This window comes from Paenibacillus sp. MMS18-CY102, from assembly GCF_009789195.1.
In the GTDB taxonomy this organism is placed as follows: Bacteria; Bacillota; Bacilli; order Paenibacillales; family Paenibacillaceae; genus Paenibacillus_T.
Window position 1 is genome coordinate 180,592 of sequence record NZ_WSTC01000003.1, and the last position, 22,523, is coordinate 203,114.

The following is a 22,523-nucleotide window of genomic DNA, read 5'->3' on the forward strand; positions in this document are numbered from 1 at the left end:
CTTTAGCTGGTTAATGACATACATAGCACCAGTATGAACTTCACGTTGGGCTTTTAAACGGTTGGTTAAGGGGAGGATAAACGTGAAAAAAGCTAGAGAAATAAATCATAGCAGCCCGCGCTGTGGAATATATATCTCGAAACCGAGGATTGCTACACTGGAAGGATTGAGGAGCATATGAATGCCAGCCAATTCATCTCTGCATGTCCTGAAGTTGCACAACCGATTCAATCGAACTGGATACCAATAACTTCGCTTGACGAGATGGAGCAACGCGAATACGACGTTCTCATTGTGGGTTCAGGTGCGGGGGGCGGAGCGGCTTTATGGCGCCTGTGCCAGCGATGGGGTGCCGATAAACGAATCGGCTTAATTGAAGCCGGTGACACTTTGTTGAGCACACATGCCCGCAATATTAGCACGTTGTCTGATGAATTCCGCTTTTCGAGCTATTTGCGAGCGATCAAGCAGCCGGTTGCAGGCAGCGCTCCAGACTTCTCAGGCGCAATGCAAGTGATTGCACTGGGCGGGAGAACGCTGTTCTGGACCGCTATCGCGCCTCGGCCGTATGCTGGCGCTCTGGCCGATTGGCCTGTACCGATGAACGAGCTGAATTATTACTATGGGGTTGCAGAGCGGTTTATGAACGTCCGGGACTACTTCTCTTTCCAATACCCGATGTGGGAAGCGCTGTTGAACCGGCTGCAAGTTAATGGCTTTCCACAGGCCAAATATGCACCTAGGGCACTTGATTTTGAACCGCTCAATTATAATGGTTCCATCAATTCCAACGTTTATTTCAGCTCTGTCCAATTTCTAGCCGAAGGCTTGAACTCGCATCCCTATGACCTGGCCGTACAGGCGAGGGCAACCCGAATTCTCACTTGCGGCGGCAGAGCATGCGGCGTTGAAGTGGCGAAACCGGACAAGCGTATCTATCGATTAAAGGCCAAAAATATTATTCTAGCAACCGGCACGTTGCAAACCCCGAGGCTGCTTCTGCATTCAGCAATTCCGGGCCCTAGCATCGGCCATTTTTTGTGGAACCATTCTTATTTGAAAGCCACCGTGCAGATGAGGCCTGACGGATTCGCGCGAGAAATCAGTTTCGCAGCCTTCCCTTACGCACTAATTATTCCCCAGACGGAGGGTCACCCCTATCAAATTCAAATTTATCCCTCGGGCTTGCCAGCTGAGAAGAAAATCGAATTGAACGCTTTTGGGACAGTTGAACCGCGGTATGTGAACCGTGTAACGCTTGATCCCTATAAGAGGGATGAGTACGGCGTTCCAATCATAAAAGTCGACTTCGCCTATAGTGACAGGGATTGGGCTGTAGTGGCTCAAATGTCACAAACGCTGCTCCATGCAGCCGCTGCTTGGGGAAGTGATATTCAACCTCCTGGCATATGCATGCTGCCTCCCGGTGCAGACAGCCATGAATCAGGAACATGCCGGATGGGCACCGATCCCTACACCTCGGCAACGAATCCGTACGGGCAAATTCATCACGTACCCGGATTATTTGTCGCAGACAATAGCGTGCTTCCAAGTACAGGCGGAGCCAATCCAACGCTGTCGACGATTGCGCTGGCTATTCGAACGGCTGATTATATTGCAGGACAGAATTGTACCTAACGGATGGCTAAATCCACAATTCCATCAAAAAAGAGGGCAGCCTGGCATTCATCCTCAGGTCTCCCTCTGCATGCAAACTACTACTATATTCCCCATGGTTATGTCTAAATAATGAAAGGGATTTTACTGCTTTTCGAAAACCGATCCGCATAGGAGGATGCCCCGAAGGAATCAGGTTTGATGACAGGAAGCCAACCCAGCGATTCAACTCGATCTACCATTTCAGACACATATAGCGCCGTTTTGCTAACTGACTTATCCCGACCGGCATCGATATGGATAAAATGATCAAGAGCAGCTCCATGGTACACATAAGGAAGTAGAATATCTTCTAATTGGCCCCGCTTCTGTTCATCAAAATAGCACGCAACTTCTTCGCTTAGGCTAGTTTCCGTGGACAGTTTATCGCGCACAGACGTGATCTCCCGAGGGATGATCACTTGGCGGTAGCATGCCCAAGCCCCTTTACTCTCACGCCGGATAATGATCCCGGTGATCATTTTGGTAAACCCCCGGTGTACATGCCCATCCGTGCCTATAATCAGATTGTAAGTTGCATGCGGCTCTTGCTTTAAGAAGGACTCGATGCGAGAGAAGACCGTATCGATCTCTATTCTACGTTCAGCTGTGTTCATGAAACTCATGTTATGAATCAATGGTATTTTCGGATTCCTCTTCATATATAATCACCTGTACCTCAACGGGTTCTCGTCCTTTCTGCCGAACTCGGCAAAGTTTATGTAATTTGGTGCGCCCCATGAGACTCGAACTCATAATCGTCTGATGACCACGGATTTTAAGTCCGCTGCGTCTGCCAATTCCGCCAGGGGCGCAAAACATATCCGTCCATCTTGCCTCTTGTTCCGATATCGCGTATCGAATGAGAGGAAATGGCAGGAGTCATGGGCATCGAACCCATCACAGCCTGTTTTGGAGACAGGCTCGCCAGCCGAGGACATGGACTCCTAAATGGTTTGTGGAACAGGGGAAACAGGATTCGAACCTGTGCTCACCGATTAACAGTCGGTTGCCTTACCGCTTGGCTATACCCCTTTAAAATATAGTGACGTGGACGGGGCTCGAACCCGCAGATCCCGGCTTGAAAGGCCGGTGTGTTAAACCAGTTTGAAAACATGGCTGCCCCTCCTGGATTCGAACCAGGGATCACGGTGTCAAAGACCGTTGCCTTGCCGCTTGGCTAAGGGGCAATAATAATTGGGGAGATCGACCAGAATCGAACTGGCATGTATCGGGATCACAACCCGGCGTGTTATCCATTTCACCACGATCTCCATATTGATGGTCGGAGCAGCAGGATTCGAACCTACGGCCACGTATTCCCAAAATACGTGCTCTGCCAAGCTGAGCTATGCCCCGGTGGCGGATAGGAGCGGCCTTGAACCGCTATCTGTTGTCCGGCGAATGTTCGACAGACTATTTGATAACGTCCCATCCATGTTGTTATTGTTGTGGAAATAATGACGGCAGCCAGATTCGAACTGGCGCATGCTGCTGTGAAAGAGCAGTGTGTTAATCCGCTTCACCATGCCGCCATGAGATGATTATCAAGAACATATGTTCTCATTTTCAGCATAATAAAAAGGCACCATCAACGTTCCTTTCTTCACTGGGCATGAAGAAAGACCACCTTGAGAGTAGCCTTTACGCACGGATCGATATTAAGTTCACGAACAAAGCCGATCAGTTGCAGTAAACCTGCAAGTGATTCCCTCGTCGTAACCTATATTTCCGCTGAAGCTCTGCGTAAAAGGCATGCGTTTGTAGTTGGATGAATTCGAGCCATTGTCCGAACCAATTCGGATTAATCTCGGGTAACTGCTGCTGCTCGTTATGCTCGGGATATAACTTAATCTCGTGTGTTGCCATCGTCGTTTCCTCCCTTCGTTCGGTTCATGTTTTGCATCGTATCACAGTATAATTTTTACTGTCAATACTTTTTTTTCAATTTATTTTTCGCTGTTTATGCATCAAAAAAGGGCTGCCGGATCGCATGTTCCACGATCCAGACAGCCCTTGGCGTGTTTGTGAGGATGCACATTGCACCTCAATAAACTACCGCATATTCAGGGAGTTCGGGATCGCGATATGTTCAAATAAAGGCTGCTCATAATTCTCGCATCCTTGCGGCTGATTGTTTAAATGCTGCTCGCTGCCGTTAATTTGCCACATATCGTTTTCCCTCCTCCTTCGTTCGTTGGTTTTGATGTGACTAATCATAAGTGCAGGTATTTCCAGTTGTCAAGCGTTTTTCAAATTTTATTTTGGATACTTTCGTGACCAGCCGAAGGCAGCATACGGATCACCGCATCCTCTATTTGCATTTTTATTCAGGATGAACACTTCACTACTTCTCGATAGGATGCTGTTCTTCCCCACTGATCTCCAACCCATTTTCAACTTTGAGATTGTTTCAATGGCGTATTAGAGGATTGCGCGTTCTGAGGCGGCCGAACCCCGATTTTTCTTGATAAATTCGTATCTAGTATTGCTAGTTATTACGTACGAAGAGTACAGAAATATCTCTTTGCTCGGATAGGATTTCTCCCCTTTTTATTCAGGCAAAATCCTTGGCTATGATGTCCTCCTACTCTCTTCCGCACATGTATCCGTTGTATAGAAATTCACAATATTGTATGTTAAATAAGCTGAAATAATCAATTTACTTTAGGGCTAAAGAGCTAGGCAGTTCTAACTTTGATCTTTATTTCAAATAAGGGCCAATGATCCGCATGCAGGAATCCTAGAGCTTTTGCTCGTTTTCGACCGAATAGTGTCCTCCAAAAATATGCATTATTCTGCATACCGAAAAGGATAAACATTGCGTTATTTTGCGCTATGCTCATCCTTCTTTTAAGCTTAATCTATATCTTCCTACTTACCGATTAAAGCATTTATCGTATCAATACATTTAACTAATCTCTTTCATCCTAGCAACGCCTAATTCAAATATGTTATCTCCGCACGCCTGAATCTGTTCAATTCGTCTTGTGAACTATCAGTCAAATCAAACATACCCATATCCCAAGGTAGACGTAGTCTTAATGTCTGTCTCTTTAATAAATAGTTTTGAAACAGGTACAATTTGTTGAGCAAAGCTTGAAGAGGTTATAGATATATAAATCGGTCTCTGTAGAATTCCATCAACTACCCCTTCACCATATACTCACTTATAGTTAGGTGAATAGCTCATAAGGCCAATAAAGCATTCTCGAAAATTGCATATTGTTGAATCCCTAAGACGTCATGTTTAAGTTTATTGTATGCTTTCACCACTTTGGTATATTATTGGGCTTTATCTCTGAATTTTTATCCCAAGTTTCAAGTAATTTAAATGGCTGCAGAATATTGCTATTATTAAATTCATCTTGCAAAGCGGGGGAAGATAAAATGCCTTCGCGTAGATTAATAAACGTATCAGGAGATAGAAAATTTTGTATATCTATTATTCCAGTTGATTTAACAAACAATTTAGTATATAAATCCCTTGAAATTATCTCAAATAGATTTGAAGCTTCCCTAATTATAGTTGCGAAGCGAACGGAAGTAGTTTTTATATTGGATAATATTGGATTAACAAACTCAAACGAATTAAGCATTTGTTGCTCTATCGAAAGATACTGGTTCTTTATACCAATAACTTCTCTCGATATTTTTCTAAGATAATTTTGCTGTTGATCTTCAATATTAAGTAGTTCTTGTCCATAAGCAAAAATCTCTTTATCGGGGATGTTATTCCTGGTCGGCAATGGATAGGATTTAATTTTAACCATTAGTTCCTCCTTTAATTACTTTGATAACATACTAGCATTCATATTTCTGTAAACCATTTATTCATTTTGTACGTCGTTCATTCCAATATAATCATCGAGACTTAGAGTCCTCAAATAACCCAATAACGTGCCTTAAGCTTAGTCCCTGTTATTCTTATATAAATCTAATTTCCCATCGTATCATCAACTTGTCTTTAATCTCACGAATGCGTTTATTATCATTTAAAATGAAATCCCCTCTTCCCAAATATATGTGCACTATATATTCCATCGCAATATAGGGTATAGTCTACGACTTTGATTTAACATTATTACCACCGAACATTGTACTTGTTCCACTAAAACTAAACAGTTAGGACTCATCATTTGAACATTCCATTCTAAAAAATCAGTCCCGATGATATTTATCATCGGGACTGATTTAGGTAGTTCCACAAACTATATACTGGTTCTAGACTGTTCATCACTTGACGAGATAGGTTTTTGATATATCCATGAAGTGCTGCAACGCCCGGCAGTCTTGTTCGCGCAAAATAAAGTTGGAAACCGCCAGTCGTTGATGCGACCGGCGGTTCTATTGTTACCTACGAGTACGTTATATAAATAAGTTGGAAACTGTTTATTTAGCAAGTGAAAAATAAAGTTGGAAACTAAACAGCCAGTGGAACAAACAAGAATGTATTAATTGCGAGTCTGATGAATTCTCACAATTATAAGGTTAATAGAGTTACAGGTTTCACATAAAGCTAATTATGGTAAGATGTAGATAAACATATACAGGGAGGTTCCGTGATTGAATCATTTTTATGTTTCCAATCTAAGAAACCAAGTAAGGAAAAATGCTACACCCAATGTCGCTATATTTATTGACTACGACAACATCTATCATGGGCTAAGAGATTTCGGGGAAAATGTTGCAGACGGTAATTCTGATCTAATTAATTTACTATGGAACATTTACCCTAGGGACACGGTACGAACCATTAAAGCCTATGCTGACTTTGAGCAATTAAAAGTAGATCTCAGGAAACTACATACAAAAAGAGTTCAAATAAAACAAGTGTACGGCAATGGACTAGGTGAACATCATAGAAAAAACGCATCTGATATAGAGCTTTCTATTGATGCAATCGAATCTGTTTATAAAGAAGAAATCGACACCTATGTTTTTGTAACAGCTGACAGTGACATGATTCCAATAATGAGTCGGATGATTTTTAAAGGCAAAAAGGTTCATTTGTATTACATTGGAACTAACACTTCACAATATCAGGATATTACTAGCTACGCTCATCTACATGCTGACCTTATTGATATATTTGAAATCAAAGGACAAAATGAAATTGAATACTGGATTGATAAATCTATCAAGTACATTCAAGATTGGTACACTGAACCCAAAAATAAATCAAAGCTATTGGGCGGTAAATGGTTAAACGATGGGTTACAGAATACATATTTCATTTCAAGAAATTTATCAAGTTCGATCATAGAAAAACTTGAACGAGATTTAACCATCAAAAAAATTACAGAAAGATCAGCGGAAGGTTACGTAATTGCTGCCGATGAGGCTAATATTCGTTCAAGGTTCAGAACGCCAGTAGGTTCAGCAAGATAGTCCCTTGACAACTGAATATAATCATGTTAAGATTTGGATACTTTAAGTCCGATTTATTTAGTTTCGATTTTTATTTAATTCGCTTTTATTTAATTCGCTTTGTTTATGTTTCGACCATTTCGAAGACCCTTTGCGTTCTACGTAAAGGGTCTTCTCATTTATCACTTAAACATTAAAATCCAAGAATAATTCGACACTCCCCTTACATATTATTTAAGATCAGATATCTTCGCATTGTTCTTGATCTACCGCAACCTGCGGAAGTGCGCTCTCAACCCACACCCGTTGAATATCCACCACTGGGGTTCTCCAAGATGCGCTAGCCTCTTTAAGCTCCGTCCATTCTGGTTTTGCAGCTAAATACAGCTGAATAAGCTCCTCGATACGATGTTGCATTGGTACCTCCAGCACTATCCCATAAGCAGCTTTAATTATATTAAGCAATCTGAGCGGCAACTCATCTAATTGTTTATTTTTAAAGTATTCATAAGCAGCGTACGACTTCGATGTTCCTTTTTCGTACGTGTCAGGCATTTCTGCTTCGAAAGTATGCTGCATGACAAACTTTTGGTTTCCTCGTTCATCAGCGAGCCTCTCCAACTTATAGTTTATCGTAATGGCTTGCTTCAATGTAGAGACGCTGCGTCTTCCGTTATCCTTCCCTAGTTCTGTTAAGTCGCAGTCGTGGACGACAGTATAAGGAATACCAAAGTTGTTCAACACATTCAAAATAACATACATCGTCGGTTTGCCGGCACAGTTGACTACTGTTGTTCTGTGATAGTTTTCAGCTGTAAGCAAGCCCGCTTGCACCAGCATCTCTCCTACATGTTTAAATGCTACAACCTCTGTATCACCTTCAACCAAAATAGCTCGTTTAGCAAAGAAGACCTCATTAATATGTGGATTAAATTTGAGCAAAGCTTGGAATCGTTCTTGTTCTTCAGTCGGTAAACCATATACATCAGAGGATACCTGGTGAGGATATACATCCTGTTCTGCATTTAAAGCAAAACGAATTAACGTTCGGTTCGGTTTGGAGAGATCAATGAAGTTTGATGAATGTGATGTGGCAATGACTTGGAAAAGTGGATCATCTGCAAGTTGGTATAACGTGTCTTTAAAAACACGGGCGATATGGGGGTGAAGATATAATTCAGGTTCTTCAATCGCCAATATGATGGGTCTACGTGCAGCAATTTCTTCTTCGTTAAACCGACTGTTATATTTTTTATATCCCTTAAGCATGGAAACGATAAATGTGCGCTGAACGCCGCTTCCTTGAAGATTAATATCTGTCTCGATGCCATTGTAATTAAATATAGCGTTTATCGATGAACTAATAAAATCATCCAACGGTTTAAAATTCACTTGAAAATTAACCGATGCAGAAGTGACTTCATTCAAAAACGATTGCACCTCTTGTTGAAAGAAGTTTATTTGCTCGTTTTCATGGGTATTGATTTTTCTCTGCAATTCCCTTGTTTTCTCAAGAGCTTCATCATATTCACTGATGTTTTGAATGATTTCCTTATACAAGGTGGATAACATTTTTACATTATCCGAACTGTTTTTCACTTCATCATTTGCGTCCTTTACAGCTGGGATATACAGTACGTCAGGAAATGCATTAAGGAACAAAGAGTTATTATTCCCTCCGCCAAGTCGCCCATCCCAACCTTCATCCCCCAGATCGTGAATTGGATCCCCCGTTTTTTTCGACGACCTAGCCACATCTACACCAAATCGATAAATGGCTCGTACAATGTATGTACCTGTCTCTTCATGCATTGAAGCACGTATACCCCTTAGCGCAGCTTCTTCCTGGGTGATGTCTGTAAAAGTGGCGTGGAACGATACAGGATTGTCAGTATTATACTTATAATAGTTGGAGTTATCTAGGCGCTTGTCCTTACTACCGAATTGTTTTATTGCCTGGAGGACAGTGCTTTTACTACAATTGTTCGGTCCTATAATGATGCTGATGTTCTCGAGATTCACTTCTAGTTCCTTGATGCCTTTAAAATTACGAATCGTCAATTTTGAAAGCTTCATTTTTTACTACCCCCCTTTAAGTAGACAACAACCAACAAATACCACCGATACTAATCGTATCTTTTTCCGCTGTTCTTGTCGATAATAGTTTCTATTTTTTTGGACGGGAGCTGCCTAAAGAAATCTTAAAGCTTTATTGTAGATGAATAAAACAAACGCGACCGGATAATATTAATCGGTCACGTTTGTTTTTCATTACTAACATTTGTGTTTGCGAAAAATAAAGTTGGAAACCTGAGGCTTCGTACAGCCCTGATCCGTACTTATTTTGTATCTCTATACAAAATGAAGTGCGTCGCCGGAATCAATTGGAAGCCATTGGCGATTGAAAAAGGTCGAGCTTAGATCAGCATAATGGGTTGTAATAGGGAGCCGACTTTTTAACAATGATCCGATATGCATAAATGATAGATTGTATATGTCCTGAATGATCGCTTCCATCGGTAGGCTTCCCTTTTTCTTTACGATTTTAATGGGTTGTGCGGTTCCAACACGTGGATGCGGATTTGTAGCAATGAGATATGCTAAATTATCTTTAACATAACAGAGTCCTGATTTGGTCTCCCATCCTTGCTTATCGACGTGTAATGCCATCCGCCGGTTTGTTTTCTTAATAATCTCAACCATGTCATATCCTACATCAAGACTGTTCATTACTTCATCTAAACTGTTTAAGTCTTCTCGGCAGAAACCGTCCCGATGAAATGTAATGTGCCTAGGCTTTTCATTATAATGGCTCTGATATTGATCCAGTGCTGAATATACAATCTGACACATTGTCTCATGACGAATTTTCTCGCCTGCTTCACTCGATGTGCTCGCTCTGCTTGATAAAACTCTGCCATCCTTGCCAACGACCTGAACAATGCCAGCAGAATGCCTACCCGCTTCATGGGAAACATCAAGTCCGATAAAACAATCAGAAGATAGCGATGAACTTAGCACCCACGGCTGAATACCAGATTTCGAGTATAGTCCAAGAAGTAGATTCCCAATGACATAGTCGTCCGCTTTTTGAAGGGTTTCCATTGTTATAAATTGAGTAGGTACGGCGGCATTTCCTCCGAATTCCTTTTTTATTGCGTCGTACCACATCCCTGCAATTTTCTCAGTGATAATAACGAGGGTTAGTTCTTGAAATGAACTCTTTGTAAGCTCCTTAAGCAGTACGGCAAACTGGTGCGGATTCGTAAAATCGATTGTTTTATTTCGATATGCGCCTGATTTCTTCATTATGGAGAGTGGGACACCCCATTTGTAGGACAATGCACTTAACTTTTCATTAAATGCTGTAATTGCATCAAGCTTCATATCGATTAATTCAGGATAAACAAGTAAATTAATCGATAAAGGTTGTGGCGCAACAACGCCGCCTTTGTCCAGACCCGATTTAAGCTGCGATTGTATAATACCTTTTCCGAATGCTAAGTTCGGGTTTAGTAACTGTTTTACGTCATATCCATTTTGCTGAACCAGCATCTTTGATTTGGAAAAAGTAAGCTTATCGTTTCGCGCCAGGATTTTCTGTATCTCTTCTAATAAAATCTTGATTTTTTGATTTGCGTTTTGTTTATATACATCCGACGTTTGACGCACCACGGCGGTCGGTAGCGATTCAAAGGTTAGCTCTTTTTGCAACATGGCAGGAGCATATGCAGCACGAAGACCATTGTTCATTTTTAGATAAACAACTGGCATCTTCGGATCGAGTTTTTCAACCTTCCATGCTTGTTTTCTTTCCTTTACGAAATAATCAATTACCGATTGATTAAGTTCCGGTATTACATCACTAATTGTAGCTTCTGATACTTCCTCGAGTTGATAATGTAAATTGTTGTATTTATCAACTACTCGTTCACCTATAACAATTGCATTCGACTTCATCAAATCATATATAGATTCGTTCGTTCTGAAGCTATGATTTAAATCGAATCCGATTGTGATTGTGCCTCTTATATTAATTGTAACATCAACCTGGATCACCCTATGGATTGAAACACCTTGTACGACTTTTTCAGCTTTCAGCCACGTAAACTTACGACTTCCAGCAGCTATTTCATTTCTTGGCTGAACATTCTCAAGCTTGCGTAGAATAAGTCGTTCTAAGATCGTACGTTCAGTTGGAATCGAAGGGTTTATAGGTCGGCATTCATGATTAGTGAACGTGTAGTCTCCCCAATCTTTAATAGGCTCCCAGCTTGCAATAAACTGTTCATAAAAATCAATAACGTGCGTCTTATTTAACCTCCGTAAAGCAGAGCATGCTTGCCCGTTTTCATTATGTTGTTCAAATACATTACGGACAGGCATTGTATATAAATGAATCGTAAGATTATTTGTATTCGTATCTGATTCCCATTCTGTAAGAATGTGATGTGTTGTTACGGTCTTTGTACTAATCTCTGTTCACTCTCCCTTTTATCTGCGCATGTCCATCTGTCATCTTTTAACTATACAATATATCCCAAAACACTTCTATCCCTATCATGCTCAATTAATGCTCGTCTTTATTTTAGGGCTGAAACAATAAAAGTGGACCGATATAATATCAGGTCCACTTTTATTTATGTTACTTCTATTATTGTCATCTGCGTTTTCTTTTAGAAGATGCTTCATAGCGGGTGGATGTCGCCTCAGACCTTAGATAATCATCATTGAGCGCTTTTAAAAAAACAAATGCATTGTCTCTTGTAAGTTCAAATTTACGATTCTGGTCGTCTATTGATATCTCGAGGCTGTAATTTTGAATTGTTTCTTTAATTTGTTCAAATCCTAAATTAGCGATAAGTTGGTTTTTCGAGATAGCAGCAAGCTTGCGCTTCTTACGGGAATCTGTGCCCACATATTCGGTGAGAAGGTTAATATCTACAAAATCATGTGCCGCAGCAATCTGTTGTAAAGCTGCACCTGAAGAAGCTTCGTAATGGTCGTCGAATCCGAAAATACGTTCAAAGTTTGTGTTTTGTAAAATAATTAGCTCTTGTCCTAAACAGAAAGTGTCGATGTTATTGTCTATTTGAAAAACGGTGGATTCAATTTGCGAGAACCTTCCGGCTTGGAAGAGTAATGCATCAAACGTGCCACTTTTAAGCACTTTACCGTTCGTGTATTTGCGATAGAATATGACAAACTGATCATCAAATTGTATTTTTACTGCGTACGCCCATAAATGCTTAAAAAACTCTTCGTCCATACTTCGGATTGGTTGAGTATTTATTGCATCGATGATAAATGAGTTGACTCTAGTAGCGTTTGCAACATCTGCGGTGGGAATGAACTGAAAACACTCTTCTGTATCGAGGTTTATGTCGTATGTGACAAACATAGGGTCGGACTCAACAAGTTTACCTAGATGGTACTCAAAAAGTGATATAAATGCTGTAGCTACCTGAGGAGTACATTCAGCCCGGTTTACATAGTACGGTTCTTCTCTGCGTTTGTCCTTAGAAATAAACAACAACTGTGCTTGTTTTATTGATGCAGTCGATATATTCATTCGTAGTTGAGTTAGATCGCCTATTGTTGCCACGTTATCTCTCCCCTAGGAAAACGTTATCTTGAATTGTATACATATCTAATTTCATCCCAACCAATATTGGAACCTTTGTAATGATTATACTATTTTCATTGATCTGATATACATGGTAACCAAATAAATTTAATAGCGGGTTAATAAAAAAGATGTTGGCGTTGACGTAGACTACGGTTAAAACTAACATAAGCACAATAAAAGATATTAGATCGTTTAGCTTGTCTGTATTAAAAGTTACAAAGGGAATTAAATATGTAGCGATATAATTAAGAACGTCACTGTTTTTTGCAGTAATGCTCGTTACTGTCGTTTGATATGATCCATACCTCTTACACCTCATAAAGACAATGAACAATATAATATTGGGTGAAATTGTAAACAGCATAAACGAAATGGCGATTATATTGTTCGAAAAAACATGATTAAGCTCATAAATGGCAGTAATGACTTGTTTCCATGACATTTTTTTCAGATAATCAAATTCAATGGTTTGAATCCACAATATAAAAAAAAGCGGAGAGAGAGAACTGAAAAATAACATGGCTCTAACCCACGATCGCATATCCTCCCCCCCCCCCTTATCACAATTGGAACATTTTAACTATACAATATTACGAACTTTTGTTCTAGTGCTTATTAAAAAAACGTCGTAGGGAGATCCTACGACGTTTCCAACTTTTATTCATTTAGTTGATTCGTGATTATTTCTTCAGCAAGTTATACACGATCTTTCCAACAGCATCACTAATCATCTTGCAGCCTTCGTCGCTCGTAGAGACAAACTGCACAAGCTTATTAAGCTGATCGCTTTCGTTCTCTAGCTGCTCACGCTGTTCTTCGAACGAATCGACGATGCCGTCGATAAACTGGTTTTCGAACGGGTATTTGAAGTCCTCATACGAGTTATTAACGACCTGCTCTTTCATGCCTGGTGCACCTACAAACTTCTCTGCGACTTCGTATAACTGTCCACTTATAATTTCGCCGTCGAGGTCGGTACCGAATAGCTCATTAATTTGCTTTACGATCTCGGATAGATACTTATAATCTTCGCCCTTTTTACCACCGACTCCGTTGCCGCCTGTCAAAGGATAATCCGCACCTTTTTCTAGGATAATTTGACCTTCATCGATTTTTTTGATGCGATAGTATTCAAGGTCAACAAGATCGCCATCGAGCTCCCAGCCCGTTTGTCCCATTGGATCGCTTATTTTTTTATAGAATAGACGAATGAACGTAAAGTAACGCTTCATCTCTTCGTCATACTCCACCATTTGAGACAGGAATAAGTAAAGGGAAACGAACTTTTTCATCTTCGCCTTTACATCGTCTTGTTCGTCTGGTCCCAGCTCTCGGAATCGTTTCTCCGGCATCTGCAGTACCTTATATATCTTCGCTTGATCATTCGCCGTCTGCTTTGTTTTTGGTTGGAAGAATACGTCACAAAGCGCTTCTACTTCATTGTCTTCATAAATCCGCGTCTCATCGAGCTGCCGCTTATAATCGTATAGCAGATTCGGATCTATTTCTTCGTCGATCGTTGTCTGTTCGTAATATGGCTGAAATGCTTTTTTGATCGTTTCGCGTTCATTAAAGAAGTCGAGTACGAATGTATCCGTCTTCTCCGGATGTGTTCGGTTGAGTCGCGATAACGTCTGAACTGCCTTGATACCTGTCAATTTTTTGTCGACATACATTGTGTGTAGCAGCGGTTGGTCGAAGCCGGTTTGATATTTATCCGCTACGATCATAATTTTGTACTCGTCTTCCTCGAATACCTCTGCTGTCGCTGTGTCCGGGAAGCCGTTCATACCCGCTTCGGTTACGGTCTCCTCGAGTTCCTGATCTTCAACATTACCAGAGAATGCGACGAGCACTCGCAGATCGGAATATGATTTCTGTGCTAAATAAGCTCTGAACGCATCCATATAGCGCTTTGCGTGCAAGCGAGACGAAGTAACGACCATCGCCTTTGCTTGTCCACCTATTTTATCTTTTGTGAACGTACGGAAATGCTCGATAATGATCTCTGCTTTTTGTGCTAAATTCGTTGGATGCAGTGAGACGAAGCGCGCGATGGCACGTTTCGTTTTCTTGGAATCAACCTCCGGGTCTTCCGTAACGGTCTTCGTAATTTGGAAATACGTTTCATAAGTCGTGTAATGCTTCAACACATCATGGATGAAGCCTTCCTCTATTGCTTGGCGCATGGAATAGAGATGGAATGCCCGATATTCTCCATCTTCATCTTTTATACCAAACGTCTGCATCGTTTTCTTCTTCGGCGTCGCCGTGAAAGCAAAAAGGCTCAAGTTCTGGCGTCGCTCATAAGCGGCAAGCACTTCGGCAATCTGATCGTCGACATCGAGCAACTCTTCACCACGTTCGTCAACGCTTTCCGCTTCTTCAAGCGAACGATAAGTGAGCATGTCTTTCATCTTGGTGGATGTCATACCAGTTTGAGAGCTATGTGCCTCGTCCATAATGATCGCGTACTTGGAGCTCTTGGGCATACCATTCAGTTTACCCATGACAAACGGGAACTTCTGAAGCGTTGTCACGATGACTTTTGCGCCTCGACTAAGAGCATCCGCCAGCTGCTGTGAACCTTTATCGATATAGGCGACAAAACCAGGCGTCGAATCGAACTGACGAATCGTATCTTGGATTTGGGAATCAAGCACAATGCGGTCTGTGATTACAACGACCGTATTAAAAATGGATTTCCCGCTGTCGTCAGCGAGCGACGCGAGACGATGCGCCGTCCATGCAATCGTATTGCTTTTACCACTGCCTGCTGAGTGCTGGATCAGATAACGTTGTCCGCTACCGTTTTCGAAGACATGAGCCGCGACTTTACGAACGGCATCAAGTTGATGATAGCGTGGAAAAATAAGCTGTTTCTTTTTCTTCCGTTTGTCTTTTTTGTTTTCTTCAATTTTGAGTTCAATAAATCGCTGTAAGATATCAAAAAAGCTATCTTTTTGCAGAATCTCATCCCAAAGGTAAGTGGTCTTGTAACCCGATTCGTGAATCGGGTTGCCTTTGCCGAAGCCATCACCTTTATTAAAAGGAAGGAAGTAGGTCTTCTCTTTTTTAAGCTCCGTTGTCATATGTATCTCGTCGGTATCTATCGCGAAGTGGACGAGGGAACGCTCATTAAATTTGAAAATTGGCTCCGCCGGGTCGCGATCATGCCTATACTGATGTATCGCGTTTTCAAACGACTGACCAGTTAACGGATTTTTGAGTTCCATCGTGATGAGCGGAAAACCATTTAAGTCGATGACGACATCCAGTGAGTTGTTATATTTAGTGCTGTAGTGAACCTGCCGTGTTACCGATAACCGGTTCTTCTTATAGTTCGATGTCGCGTCAGGGTTAAAATCGTTATCTGGCTTCATGAAGAACATTCGAAGTTCTATGCCACGGTCTTTATATTTGCCTTGCGCGCTGTCGCGTAGAAAACCGATAAGCCCTTTTGGATGCGACTGAATAGCACGTGTTATTGATTGGACGACGCTGTTCTCGACAGATGCGCCGTAGATAGTTTGAAGCGCAGCCCAGTGTTTGGGCTGCGTCTCTTGTAAAAACGAAATGAGGTGAGAACGGAACAATCCTATCGGCGCATCAAACCCAGCAGGATTTCCTTTCAGGTAACCCTGCTGAAGCAATGCCTGTTCGATGGCGGATTCAAATACAATTTCACGATAATCAATGGTCACTGCACGACCTCCTCTCCGTATTGTATAACATCAATGCCTGTGACGGCTTCACTAATCAGCGATTGGCGATATTCGATAAGTTTAACTATTTGTTTTTCAGTTAGATCAATTAGTTTATTAAGTTTGTTGCAAGTTTCATCAAGATTTGCATTTATTATTCTTTGCTCGTCAATAGGAGGAAGACACACAATTTGTTCTTTAATATTTTCAGCATTAATATTCGTATTAGCCCCTCCATGCAACGTTGAGAACAAATTATTTCTAAAATATGATGAGCTTAATGCATATTTCAAAAATTCAGTATTTACATTTTTAAATTTAAATCTAATTAAATATGATGCAAATACTGATTTTTCTGGATTTCTTACTATGCCAAATTTACCTATAGTTGCACCGCTTCTTACAAATAAGAAATCTCCCTCGTCAATTTTAAATGCTTTTTCTTCCTTCTTATTCAGATTTACAAAAGGCATGTTTTCAAATGATACGTTGTAACGGTCATCTATATCAGTAATTCGTGCAAGTTTAATACCTTCATCAACGTACCCATCACTGCCATAATAGCCCTGTTTGTGTTCATGAGTTATTCTTTTAATAATTTTAACTTCCCATTTCGCCGGAACGGTGCCAAGCCCCTCAATACCCGAATCTTTCATCGGTGCATTCGGGTCGAGACCTTTTGTGACGACTTCGTCAATGATTGCTTGGCGTTTTTCTTGTAGAAGATCGATGAGCTTCTGTTTTTTTGAAATCAAAAGATCAATGTTATGGGTTCTTTTATTAAGAAAGTCTACTATTGACTTTTGGATCTCTATTGTGGGAACGTCTACCTTAATGTTTCCAATATAGTCCCAACTAGCCCTTGGCATCTTAGCTCCATAAGTAGAAGAGTTTACGTCATCAATAAAATGGTCGGACAACATTAAATAGTTTAAAAAAACAGGTGAAATTTTGTCTGATGTTTGAAGCACTAAAAACTCCCCTGAACATCGACCTTCAAAGTCAGCTGTAAATCCTTTAGCAAGGTATGGTCTTAACTTACCAAAGAGCACATTGTGTTTATAAAATAGGTTACTCTGACCATCAACTTCAGTAGGAGCATTTTCATTAATAAGTAACCTAGAAGTTTTCGGTTCTACGTTTTCTAAGCCAATATAAATTTTATGATTATCAGCATCATTGGCTTTCTGGTTTATTAGCGTACTGAGATATTTTATTTTTTTACCATCTTGATTTACGAGCATTAGTAAATGACCTCCTTGAGCAATTCAAGGATATCGCTTTCAAGTTCTTTTATTTCATTATTTATTTCAATTGAGGAGCGCAGTTCTTGATACTTATAAAAATGACGCGTAAACGGGATTTCGTACCCTACTGTACCGACTGCACCATCTTTCTCATCACGTACATCCTCGTTGATCCATGCGTCCTCCACATGTGGTCGAACTTCTGCATCAAAGTAGTCATAAACACTTTGCTTCAGTGGCACATTTTCAAAATCGCGAAGTTCAGCATCCGCTTCTTTGTTGCCTTTAGCGTCATAACAGATTTCTGCATTCTCATCGCGTTCGGCTAAAGCGGTTAGCACTGCTTTGTAAACCGGCGCTTTCATGATGATTCCAGACTGCTTAAACAGCTTCTTTAGCGCTTTTTCAAAATCGTCGCGATACATGTATATTCGATCTGACGGAATGCCAGTAAGAACATCTTTAATCGCCTCTTGCTCCACTACGGAGAGCTTAACAAACGCGGTTTGCGAATTAAGTTGTTCAATACGTTCAGGCGAAGCCTGGAAGTTCAAACGCAGCGGACGCTCAATCGTAATACGGCGATAACCAAAATCTTCGTTGTCGAATACTTTGCTTTTTTCGCCCTCTTCGAAATAGCTATATAGCTTTAAGATATCATCGATATGTTCTTGTCCAAGTTCATTTCGTTTGCTGCCCAAGCTTTTACGCATCTTCTGGTAAAGGTCTATCGCATTGATTAGTTGAACCTTACCTTGACGATTCGCAGGCTTGTGATTGCTAAGCACCCAGATATAAGTGGCAATGCCTGTGTTATAGAACAAATCCGTCGGCAATGCGATTATCGCTTCCAGCCAATCGTTTTCAATAATCCAACGGCGAATTTCGCTTTCGCCAGACCCGGCTCCACCAGTAAAGAGTGGGCTGCCGTTCAGAACGATAGCGATACGACCTTCTCCGGGCTTCATTTTGGAGATCATATGTTGAAGGAACAATAGTGAACCATCGCTTACACGCGGAAGTCCGGCGCCAAAACGACCATTGTAACTCTTTTTCTTATGTTCCTCTTCAACTTCTTTTTGCGACTTCTTCCAATCAACACCAAATGGCGGATTGGAGAGGAAGTAATGAAACTCTTCGTTTTCAAGTCCGTCCTGCGTGAAGCTGTTGCCGTATTTAATGTTGGATACATTCAGCCCTTTGAGCAGCATGTCCGATTTACAGATTGCGTACGATTCACCATTAAGTTCTTGACCGAATACTTCAACGTTCATTGTCGGATTCAGCTTACGAAGGTATTCGTAAGCCACTGCTAGCATGCCGCCGGTGCCGCAGGCTGGATCATAGATTTTGCGTACAACCTTTTCACCCGTTAATGCTGCAGCATCTGCTTCGAATAACACGTTAACCATCAACTGAATGACTTCGCGCGGTGTAAAGTGTTCCCCGGCAGTCTCATTCGATTGTTCGGAGAAGCGGCGAATCAGTTCTTCAAAGATATATCCCATCTCGATGTTGCTAACGATATTCGGATGCAAATCAATCTTGAGCATTTCTTCAAGCACATTAAACAGGATATTCGATTCCTGTAGCTTGTTAATCTGCGCCTCAAAATCGAAATATCGAATAATCTCACGCGCATTCTCCGAGAAACCCTGTACATACTGCTTAAGGTTATCCGCTAGCATGCCAGGGAAGTCACGCATTGAACGCATCGTGAACGGGTTCGTATTATAGAACTTGGAGCCCGAGGCACGCTCAAGCATCCGCTGTTGAATCGTCGTTAGAGGTTCGTTCATCGTCTTGTAGCTTTCAAGCACTTTATCCTTTGATTCCTCTAATACGCAATCAAGGCGCCGTAGCACCGTAAACGGTAGAATGACTTTACCATAATCGGATTGTTTATAATCACCACGAAGTAATTCCGCAATATTCCAAATTAAACTGACTTTATCTGAAAAATTCATATATGCTTCTCCTTATGTCTTTTGTCCTATATATATTTTTCAACACCGAATATATCTGTTCCTGCTAAAAACATATCGTAACATATGTCACTATGCTGACCAACAGCTACAAATGACCAGCTAATAAAGCCTACATAATGAGAGCCTTGACGTGAATCAATCGTTTTAATCCCATAAAGAAATCCGTCGATAATTCTCGACGGATTTCATAAAGATAAACTCTCGACAAGGCATTGTTCAATCGCTTCATTTACGACAGCAGAGAATCCTGGTTTTAGCCCCGCTGCACGGATGATTTTCCACCTGAGCACTGTTTCACGTTCTTCATACATTTGATTTACGACATACTTCACGCGTCTCACTTGGAAATCATCGATTGATTCCGAGTATTCACCAATCACCTTAGCGGTGTCTGGTAATTTGTCGAGATGCTGCTGCAATAACGCCAGTTGCTGCATTTGCTTGCCAATGTAGCTAAGCGTGAGTCGTATCGGCTTATGGACGCCACTTATTTCTGTTCCAATGACGCTCATAGCGTGGTTCGCTAACTCCCTGTCTCTTGCTTTCCAATCCACTCGAGTATCATCCCACTTCTTTCGAGGTAATGACGCCGGCGAATGTACATCGAGCCATTCTTTATCGTTTCTATATAGCCATGCAAACTCTGCTGGCAGCGCTTTGCGCACTTCCTTTCGATTCATCTCCGGGTGCGAATCAACATAGCTCTGCCAGCGACCCCTACGTTCCTCCCTATCGTCCGGGGTTGGTTGATATCCTATCTTTACATTAGTAGTCATCCCTGCTTGAATGCGCAAATACTGCCTCTTCGCTGTGGTTGGATCGACTTTTAAGATATGAGCTGCCGCCCTGTAGGATTTGCGCTCTGTATTGATTAAATCAACCAACCGTTCTTCCCAAGTACGACCGAAGTTCTTGATCCGACCGATTTTGTAACAATCGTCTTTATCGGTATCTGGTCCTCTACGTGAGTACACGAAACCACAGTCACAGCTGAACGTGCCGACAGGAATTCCACGTGTTTCATAATCGCGCGTAATAATACATGTGGTCACGACACGTTGACGATAATGACTAGCCGCGCTATTCAAGCACATCCAAGGACCTTCTCCGAACGGTGGCAGTTCTTTCGAACGAGAGAAAAAATCCGCTAAATTGCTGTCAAGAAAATGAGCAAGAAGGATGTGCTTAATGGGATGAACACTTGTCCGCCCTTTTCTCAACAGCCTTGCAAGCCAATGACTTTCTCCTTCCAGCGAGCATCCCAAATACTGCAAATACTCTACGCCGTAGTATGTTTGGAAATCTGCCTTCAGTTCACTCTTCTTGATTCTCCCATTATAATCAGCGTAGCCCCTGTTTCTAAGCAGCGAATGATACTGTCCACTTAACTCTGTTGATGAGCAGGATCTTGGCGTATTCGTCAGTAACCAATTCACCTCTGATGCTATAACTTCTGAATATTGCCACAGCTTTAACGGATTGCCTACGCATTCTGCAACATCCTGGCTTATGTCGGAGAACACATGCTTATTGTCGCGTATGATTCCCGCCTCTCTTAGCGGGATACGATGAATATGACAACAATCCACGCCGTGTAGTTGATGAGAACGATGCCAATAAGGTTCACCGTGGCTTTCTGTATCAGCAGTTATACAGGATGAACAAAAGCGTAATGTCCTGATCATGGGGACACTGCTTGCCATAACACCCGAACGCGTGTGCAAGGCTCCTCCCGATCCTGATGCCATCGCTTGTTCCAGTTGAATAATTCGTTCTGGTGCAAGAAACGGTCTGTACACAGGGAACATCGAGTGATCGTCGATCAATCGATTGACCTCTAAATGCTCGCTGCCTATATTCCTGCATACCTCTTGCAAGTTGCCAGGCAAATCGAATACAGCCGATAGCGTCTGTCTGCCTAATAAATCTTTTACTGTATGCTTGTCCGCTGCATGCGTACTCCACTCATGATATCGAGCTGCCACACTATAGAACAGCTCATCATCATATGGAGCCGGAAAAAAAGGCAATCTCATTAATGGTCCCCTTCCAAATTGAAGTCTGCATTCGTCTCAAACAGTCCTGTTTTGCTAAGCTCCTCAATCGGGTTTAAGCCGTCGCTCGACGCTTTAGCCAATACGCCTCTCAAATCGCCTGGGAACTTAGCTGCATCCACTGGCAAACGTTTCGTTCTAGTGCGCTGCTTTGTCGGAGCCGTCTGTTGTTCAGATGCTTCTGGCATTGCGATATTCAACGCAAATGCGAAAGCCGCTTGCTTAATTCTTGCAATATCGGATTCGTTGACACTTCGCGCTATCGCCATTTCAGCACATTCGATGGCGCGTTGAGTGTCATAGCCCGCTTCCTGTAACCATTTTGCAACTTCCACTAACGGCGAATCATCTTCGTCTCGTGATGCCTGTTGTTGATTACGAATTGTATTTAGCGCGCCTTCTAGTTCAATGCGTTCTGTTGTTTGATTCAGGTATTTTGATATATCGCGGATTGGAGCATAAATGTCTGAAATCTCGCGAAGTTTGTCCGTGTCGTTAGCCCTTAAAGCATCCAATATCGGCTGTACTAACCGCAACGATTCCTTAGCCACTTGTCTTATGGTTTCGGCTGTAAACCTTTCTTCCTGACCGATTACCTGCCATTGCACAATTTGATAAAGCTTAATTGCAATGTCCGGTATACCTTGCGACTGTTCGTACAGCATGTCCCTTATTGCCTTAGTTAGGGGTACCCGTTCTTGCGTCCATTGATATTTCCATAAGTTATCAATGAAATACTCCCACAATTCATCCTGCTGATAATTCGTCCATATACAATCACCCTGTCCAGCACTACGCCGGGCTTGTGAAAATTCACTGCTCAACATGTTCATCGCCTTGAATGTCCCGACGAGAACGACTGGAACACCAATCGT

Annotated in this window: 14 protein-coding genes and 7 tRNA genes; 2 read left to right on the forward strand and 19 right to left on the reverse strand. The window is 41.7% G+C overall.

Annotated features, from left to right (window positions below; all coding sequences use genetic code 11):
- The first annotated feature begins 177 nt into the window (after positions 1–177).
- Positions 178–1,638: a GMC oxidoreductase gene (locus tag GON22_RS03505; RefSeq protein WP_160394733.1), complete on the forward strand. Its 1,461-nt coding sequence runs from the start codon at positions 178–180 to the stop codon at positions 1,636–1,638.
- 104 nt (positions 1,639–1,742) lie between these two features.
- Here the strand turns inward: GON22_RS03505 and GON22_RS03510 are convergent, their stop codons facing one another.
- From GON22_RS03510 to GON22_RS03555, 10 genes are all read right to left on the reverse strand, one after another.
- Positions 1,743–2,318 (reverse strand): ribonuclease H-like YkuK family protein, encoded by a 576-nt coding sequence (locus tag GON22_RS03510; RefSeq protein WP_160394734.1) that lies wholly within the window; start codon positions 2,316–2,318, stop codon positions 1,743–1,745.
- Positions 2,319–2,384: 66 nt separating this feature from the next.
- A tRNA-Leu gene (locus tag GON22_RS03515) sits at positions 2,385–2,471 on the reverse strand.
- 58 nt (positions 2,472–2,529) lie between these two features.
- Positions 2,530–2,605: transfer RNA gene (locus GON22_RS03520), tRNA-Trp, on the reverse strand.
- A gap of 15 nt (positions 2,606–2,620) precedes the next feature.
- Positions 2,621–2,691, reverse strand: a tRNA-Asn gene (locus tag GON22_RS03525).
- Positions 2,692–2,772: 81 nt separating this feature from the next.
- Positions 2,773–2,846 (reverse strand) — tRNA-Gln (locus GON22_RS03530).
- Between the two features lie 8 nt (positions 2,847–2,854).
- A tRNA-His gene (locus tag GON22_RS03535) sits at positions 2,855–2,930 on the reverse strand.
- Between the two features lie 8 nt (positions 2,931–2,938).
- A tRNA-Pro gene (locus tag GON22_RS03540) sits at positions 2,939–3,015 on the reverse strand.
- A 102-nt stretch (positions 3,016–3,117) separates the two neighbouring features.
- Positions 3,118–3,191 (reverse strand) — tRNA-Glu (locus tag GON22_RS03545).
- A 148-nt stretch (positions 3,192–3,339) separates the two neighbouring features.
- Complete coding sequence (locus GON22_RS03550; protein ID WP_160394735.1) at positions 3,340–3,525, reverse strand: hypothetical protein; 186 nt, start codon at positions 3,523–3,525, stop codon at positions 3,340–3,342.
- A 1,400-nt stretch (positions 3,526–4,925) separates the two neighbouring features.
- Complete coding sequence (locus GON22_RS03555; RefSeq protein WP_160394736.1) at positions 4,926–5,429, reverse strand: hypothetical protein; 504 nt, start codon at positions 5,427–5,429, stop codon at positions 4,926–4,928.
- 793 nt (positions 5,430–6,222) lie between these two features.
- Here GON22_RS03555 and GON22_RS03560 point away from each other — a divergent pair.
- Positions 6,223–7,047, forward strand: coding sequence for an NYN domain-containing protein (locus tag GON22_RS03560; RefSeq protein ID WP_160394737.1), 825 nt, complete (start codon positions 6,223–6,225; stop codon positions 7,045–7,047).
- A gap of 219 nt (positions 7,048–7,266) precedes the next feature.
- Here GON22_RS03560 and GON22_RS03565 read toward each other — a convergent pair whose 3' ends face one another.
- The 9 genes from GON22_RS03565 to GON22_RS03600 all read right to left on the reverse strand — a co-directional run bounded on the left by GON22_RS03565 (position 7,267) and on the right by GON22_RS03600 (position 22,481).
- Positions 7,267–9,102, reverse strand: a complete 1,836-nt coding sequence (locus tag GON22_RS03565) for an ATP-dependent nuclease (protein ID WP_160394738.1) — start codon at positions 9,100–9,102, stop codon at positions 7,267–7,269.
- Between the two features lie 276 nt (positions 9,103–9,378).
- A complete protein-coding gene (locus GON22_RS03570) occupies positions 9,379–11,412 on the reverse strand; it encodes a Piwi domain-containing protein (protein ID WP_160394739.1) in 2,034 nt (677 codons plus the stop codon).
- A 274-nt stretch (positions 11,413–11,686) separates the two neighbouring features.
- Entirely contained in the window at positions 11,687–12,631 is a 945-nt protein-coding gene (locus GON22_RS26510) for a Kiwa anti-phage protein KwaB-like domain-containing protein (RefSeq protein WP_160394740.1), read from the reverse strand.
- 1 nt (position 12,632) lies between these two features.
- The gene (kwaA, locus tag GON22_RS26675) at positions 12,633–13,196 is read right to left on the reverse strand and encodes an anti-phage protein KwaA (RefSeq protein ID WP_442954349.1); all 564 of its coding nucleotides are present in this window, start codon (positions 13,194–13,196) and stop codon (positions 12,633–12,635) included.
- A 139-nt stretch (positions 13,197–13,335) separates the two neighbouring features.
- Positions 13,336–16,359: a type I restriction endonuclease gene (locus GON22_RS03580; protein WP_160394741.1), complete on the reverse strand. Its 3,024-nt coding sequence runs from the start codon at positions 16,357–16,359 to the stop codon at positions 13,336–13,338.
- Positions 16,356–17,603 (reverse strand): restriction endonuclease subunit S, encoded by a 1,248-nt coding sequence (locus GON22_RS03585; protein WP_160394742.1) that lies wholly within the window; start codon positions 17,601–17,603, stop codon positions 16,356–16,358. Before GON22_RS03585 ends, GON22_RS03580 begins: the two co-directional genes overlap by 4 nt.
- Positions 17,603–19,573, reverse strand: coding sequence for a type I restriction-modification system subunit M (locus GON22_RS03590; RefSeq protein WP_160394743.1), 1,971 nt, complete (start codon positions 19,571–19,573; stop codon positions 17,603–17,605). Before GON22_RS03590 ends, GON22_RS03585 begins: the two co-directional genes overlap by 1 nt.
- Positions 19,574–19,779: 206 nt before the next feature.
- Positions 19,780–21,630: a TnsD family Tn7-like transposition protein gene (locus GON22_RS03595; protein WP_160394744.1), complete on the reverse strand. Its 1,851-nt coding sequence runs from the start codon at positions 21,628–21,630 to the stop codon at positions 19,780–19,782.
- The gene (locus tag GON22_RS03600; RefSeq protein WP_160394745.1) at positions 21,630–22,481 is read right to left on the reverse strand and encodes a hypothetical protein; all 852 of its coding nucleotides are present in this window, start codon (positions 22,479–22,481) and stop codon (positions 21,630–21,632) included. The genes GON22_RS03595 and GON22_RS03600 overlap by 1 nt, the downstream gene beginning before the upstream one ends.
- Positions 22,482–22,523: the final 42 nt, after the last annotated feature.

Excerpts from the sequence above, each read along its gene's own strand:
- GON22_RS03565 (WP_160394738.1), bottom strand. The coding sequence starts at position 9,102 with ATGAAGCTTTCAAAATTGACGATTCGTAATTTTAAAGGCATCAAGGAA.
- kwaA (WP_442954349.1), bottom strand. The coding sequence starts at position 13,196 with ATGCGATCGTGGGTTAGAGCCATGTTATTTTTCAGTTCTCTCTCTCCG.
- GON22_RS03600 (WP_160394745.1), bottom strand. The coding sequence starts at position 22,481 with ATGAACATGTTGAGCAGTGAATTTTCACAAGCCCGGCGTAGTGCTGGA.
- GON22_RS03590 (WP_160394743.1), bottom strand. The coding sequence starts at position 19,573 with ATGAATTTTTCAGATAAAGTCAGTTTAATTTGGAATATTGCGGAATTA.
- GON22_RS03595 (WP_160394744.1), bottom strand. The coding sequence starts at position 21,630 with ATGAGATTGCCTTTTTTTCCGGCTCCATATGATGATGAGCTGTTCTAT.
- GON22_RS03570 (WP_160394739.1), bottom strand. The coding sequence starts at position 11,412 with ATGCCTGTCCGTAATGTATTTGAACAACATAATGAAAACGGGCAAGCA.
- GON22_RS03510 (WP_160394734.1), bottom strand. The coding sequence starts at position 2,318 with ATGAAGAGGAATCCGAAAATACCATTGATTCATAACATGAGTTTCATG.
- GON22_RS03555 (WP_160394736.1), bottom strand. The coding sequence starts at position 5,429 with ATGGTTAAAATTAAATCCTATCCATTGCCGACCAGGAATAACATCCCC.
- GON22_RS03505 (WP_160394733.1), top strand. The coding sequence starts at position 178 with ATGAATGCCAGCCAATTCATCTCTGCATGTCCTGAAGTTGCACAACCG.
- GON22_RS03585 (WP_160394742.1), bottom strand. The coding sequence starts at position 17,603 with ATGCTCGTAAATCAAGATGGTAAAAAAATAAAATATCTCAGTACGCTA.
- GON22_RS03550 (WP_160394735.1), bottom strand. The coding sequence starts at position 3,525 with ATGGCAACACACGAGATTAAGTTATATCCCGAGCATAACGAGCAGCAG.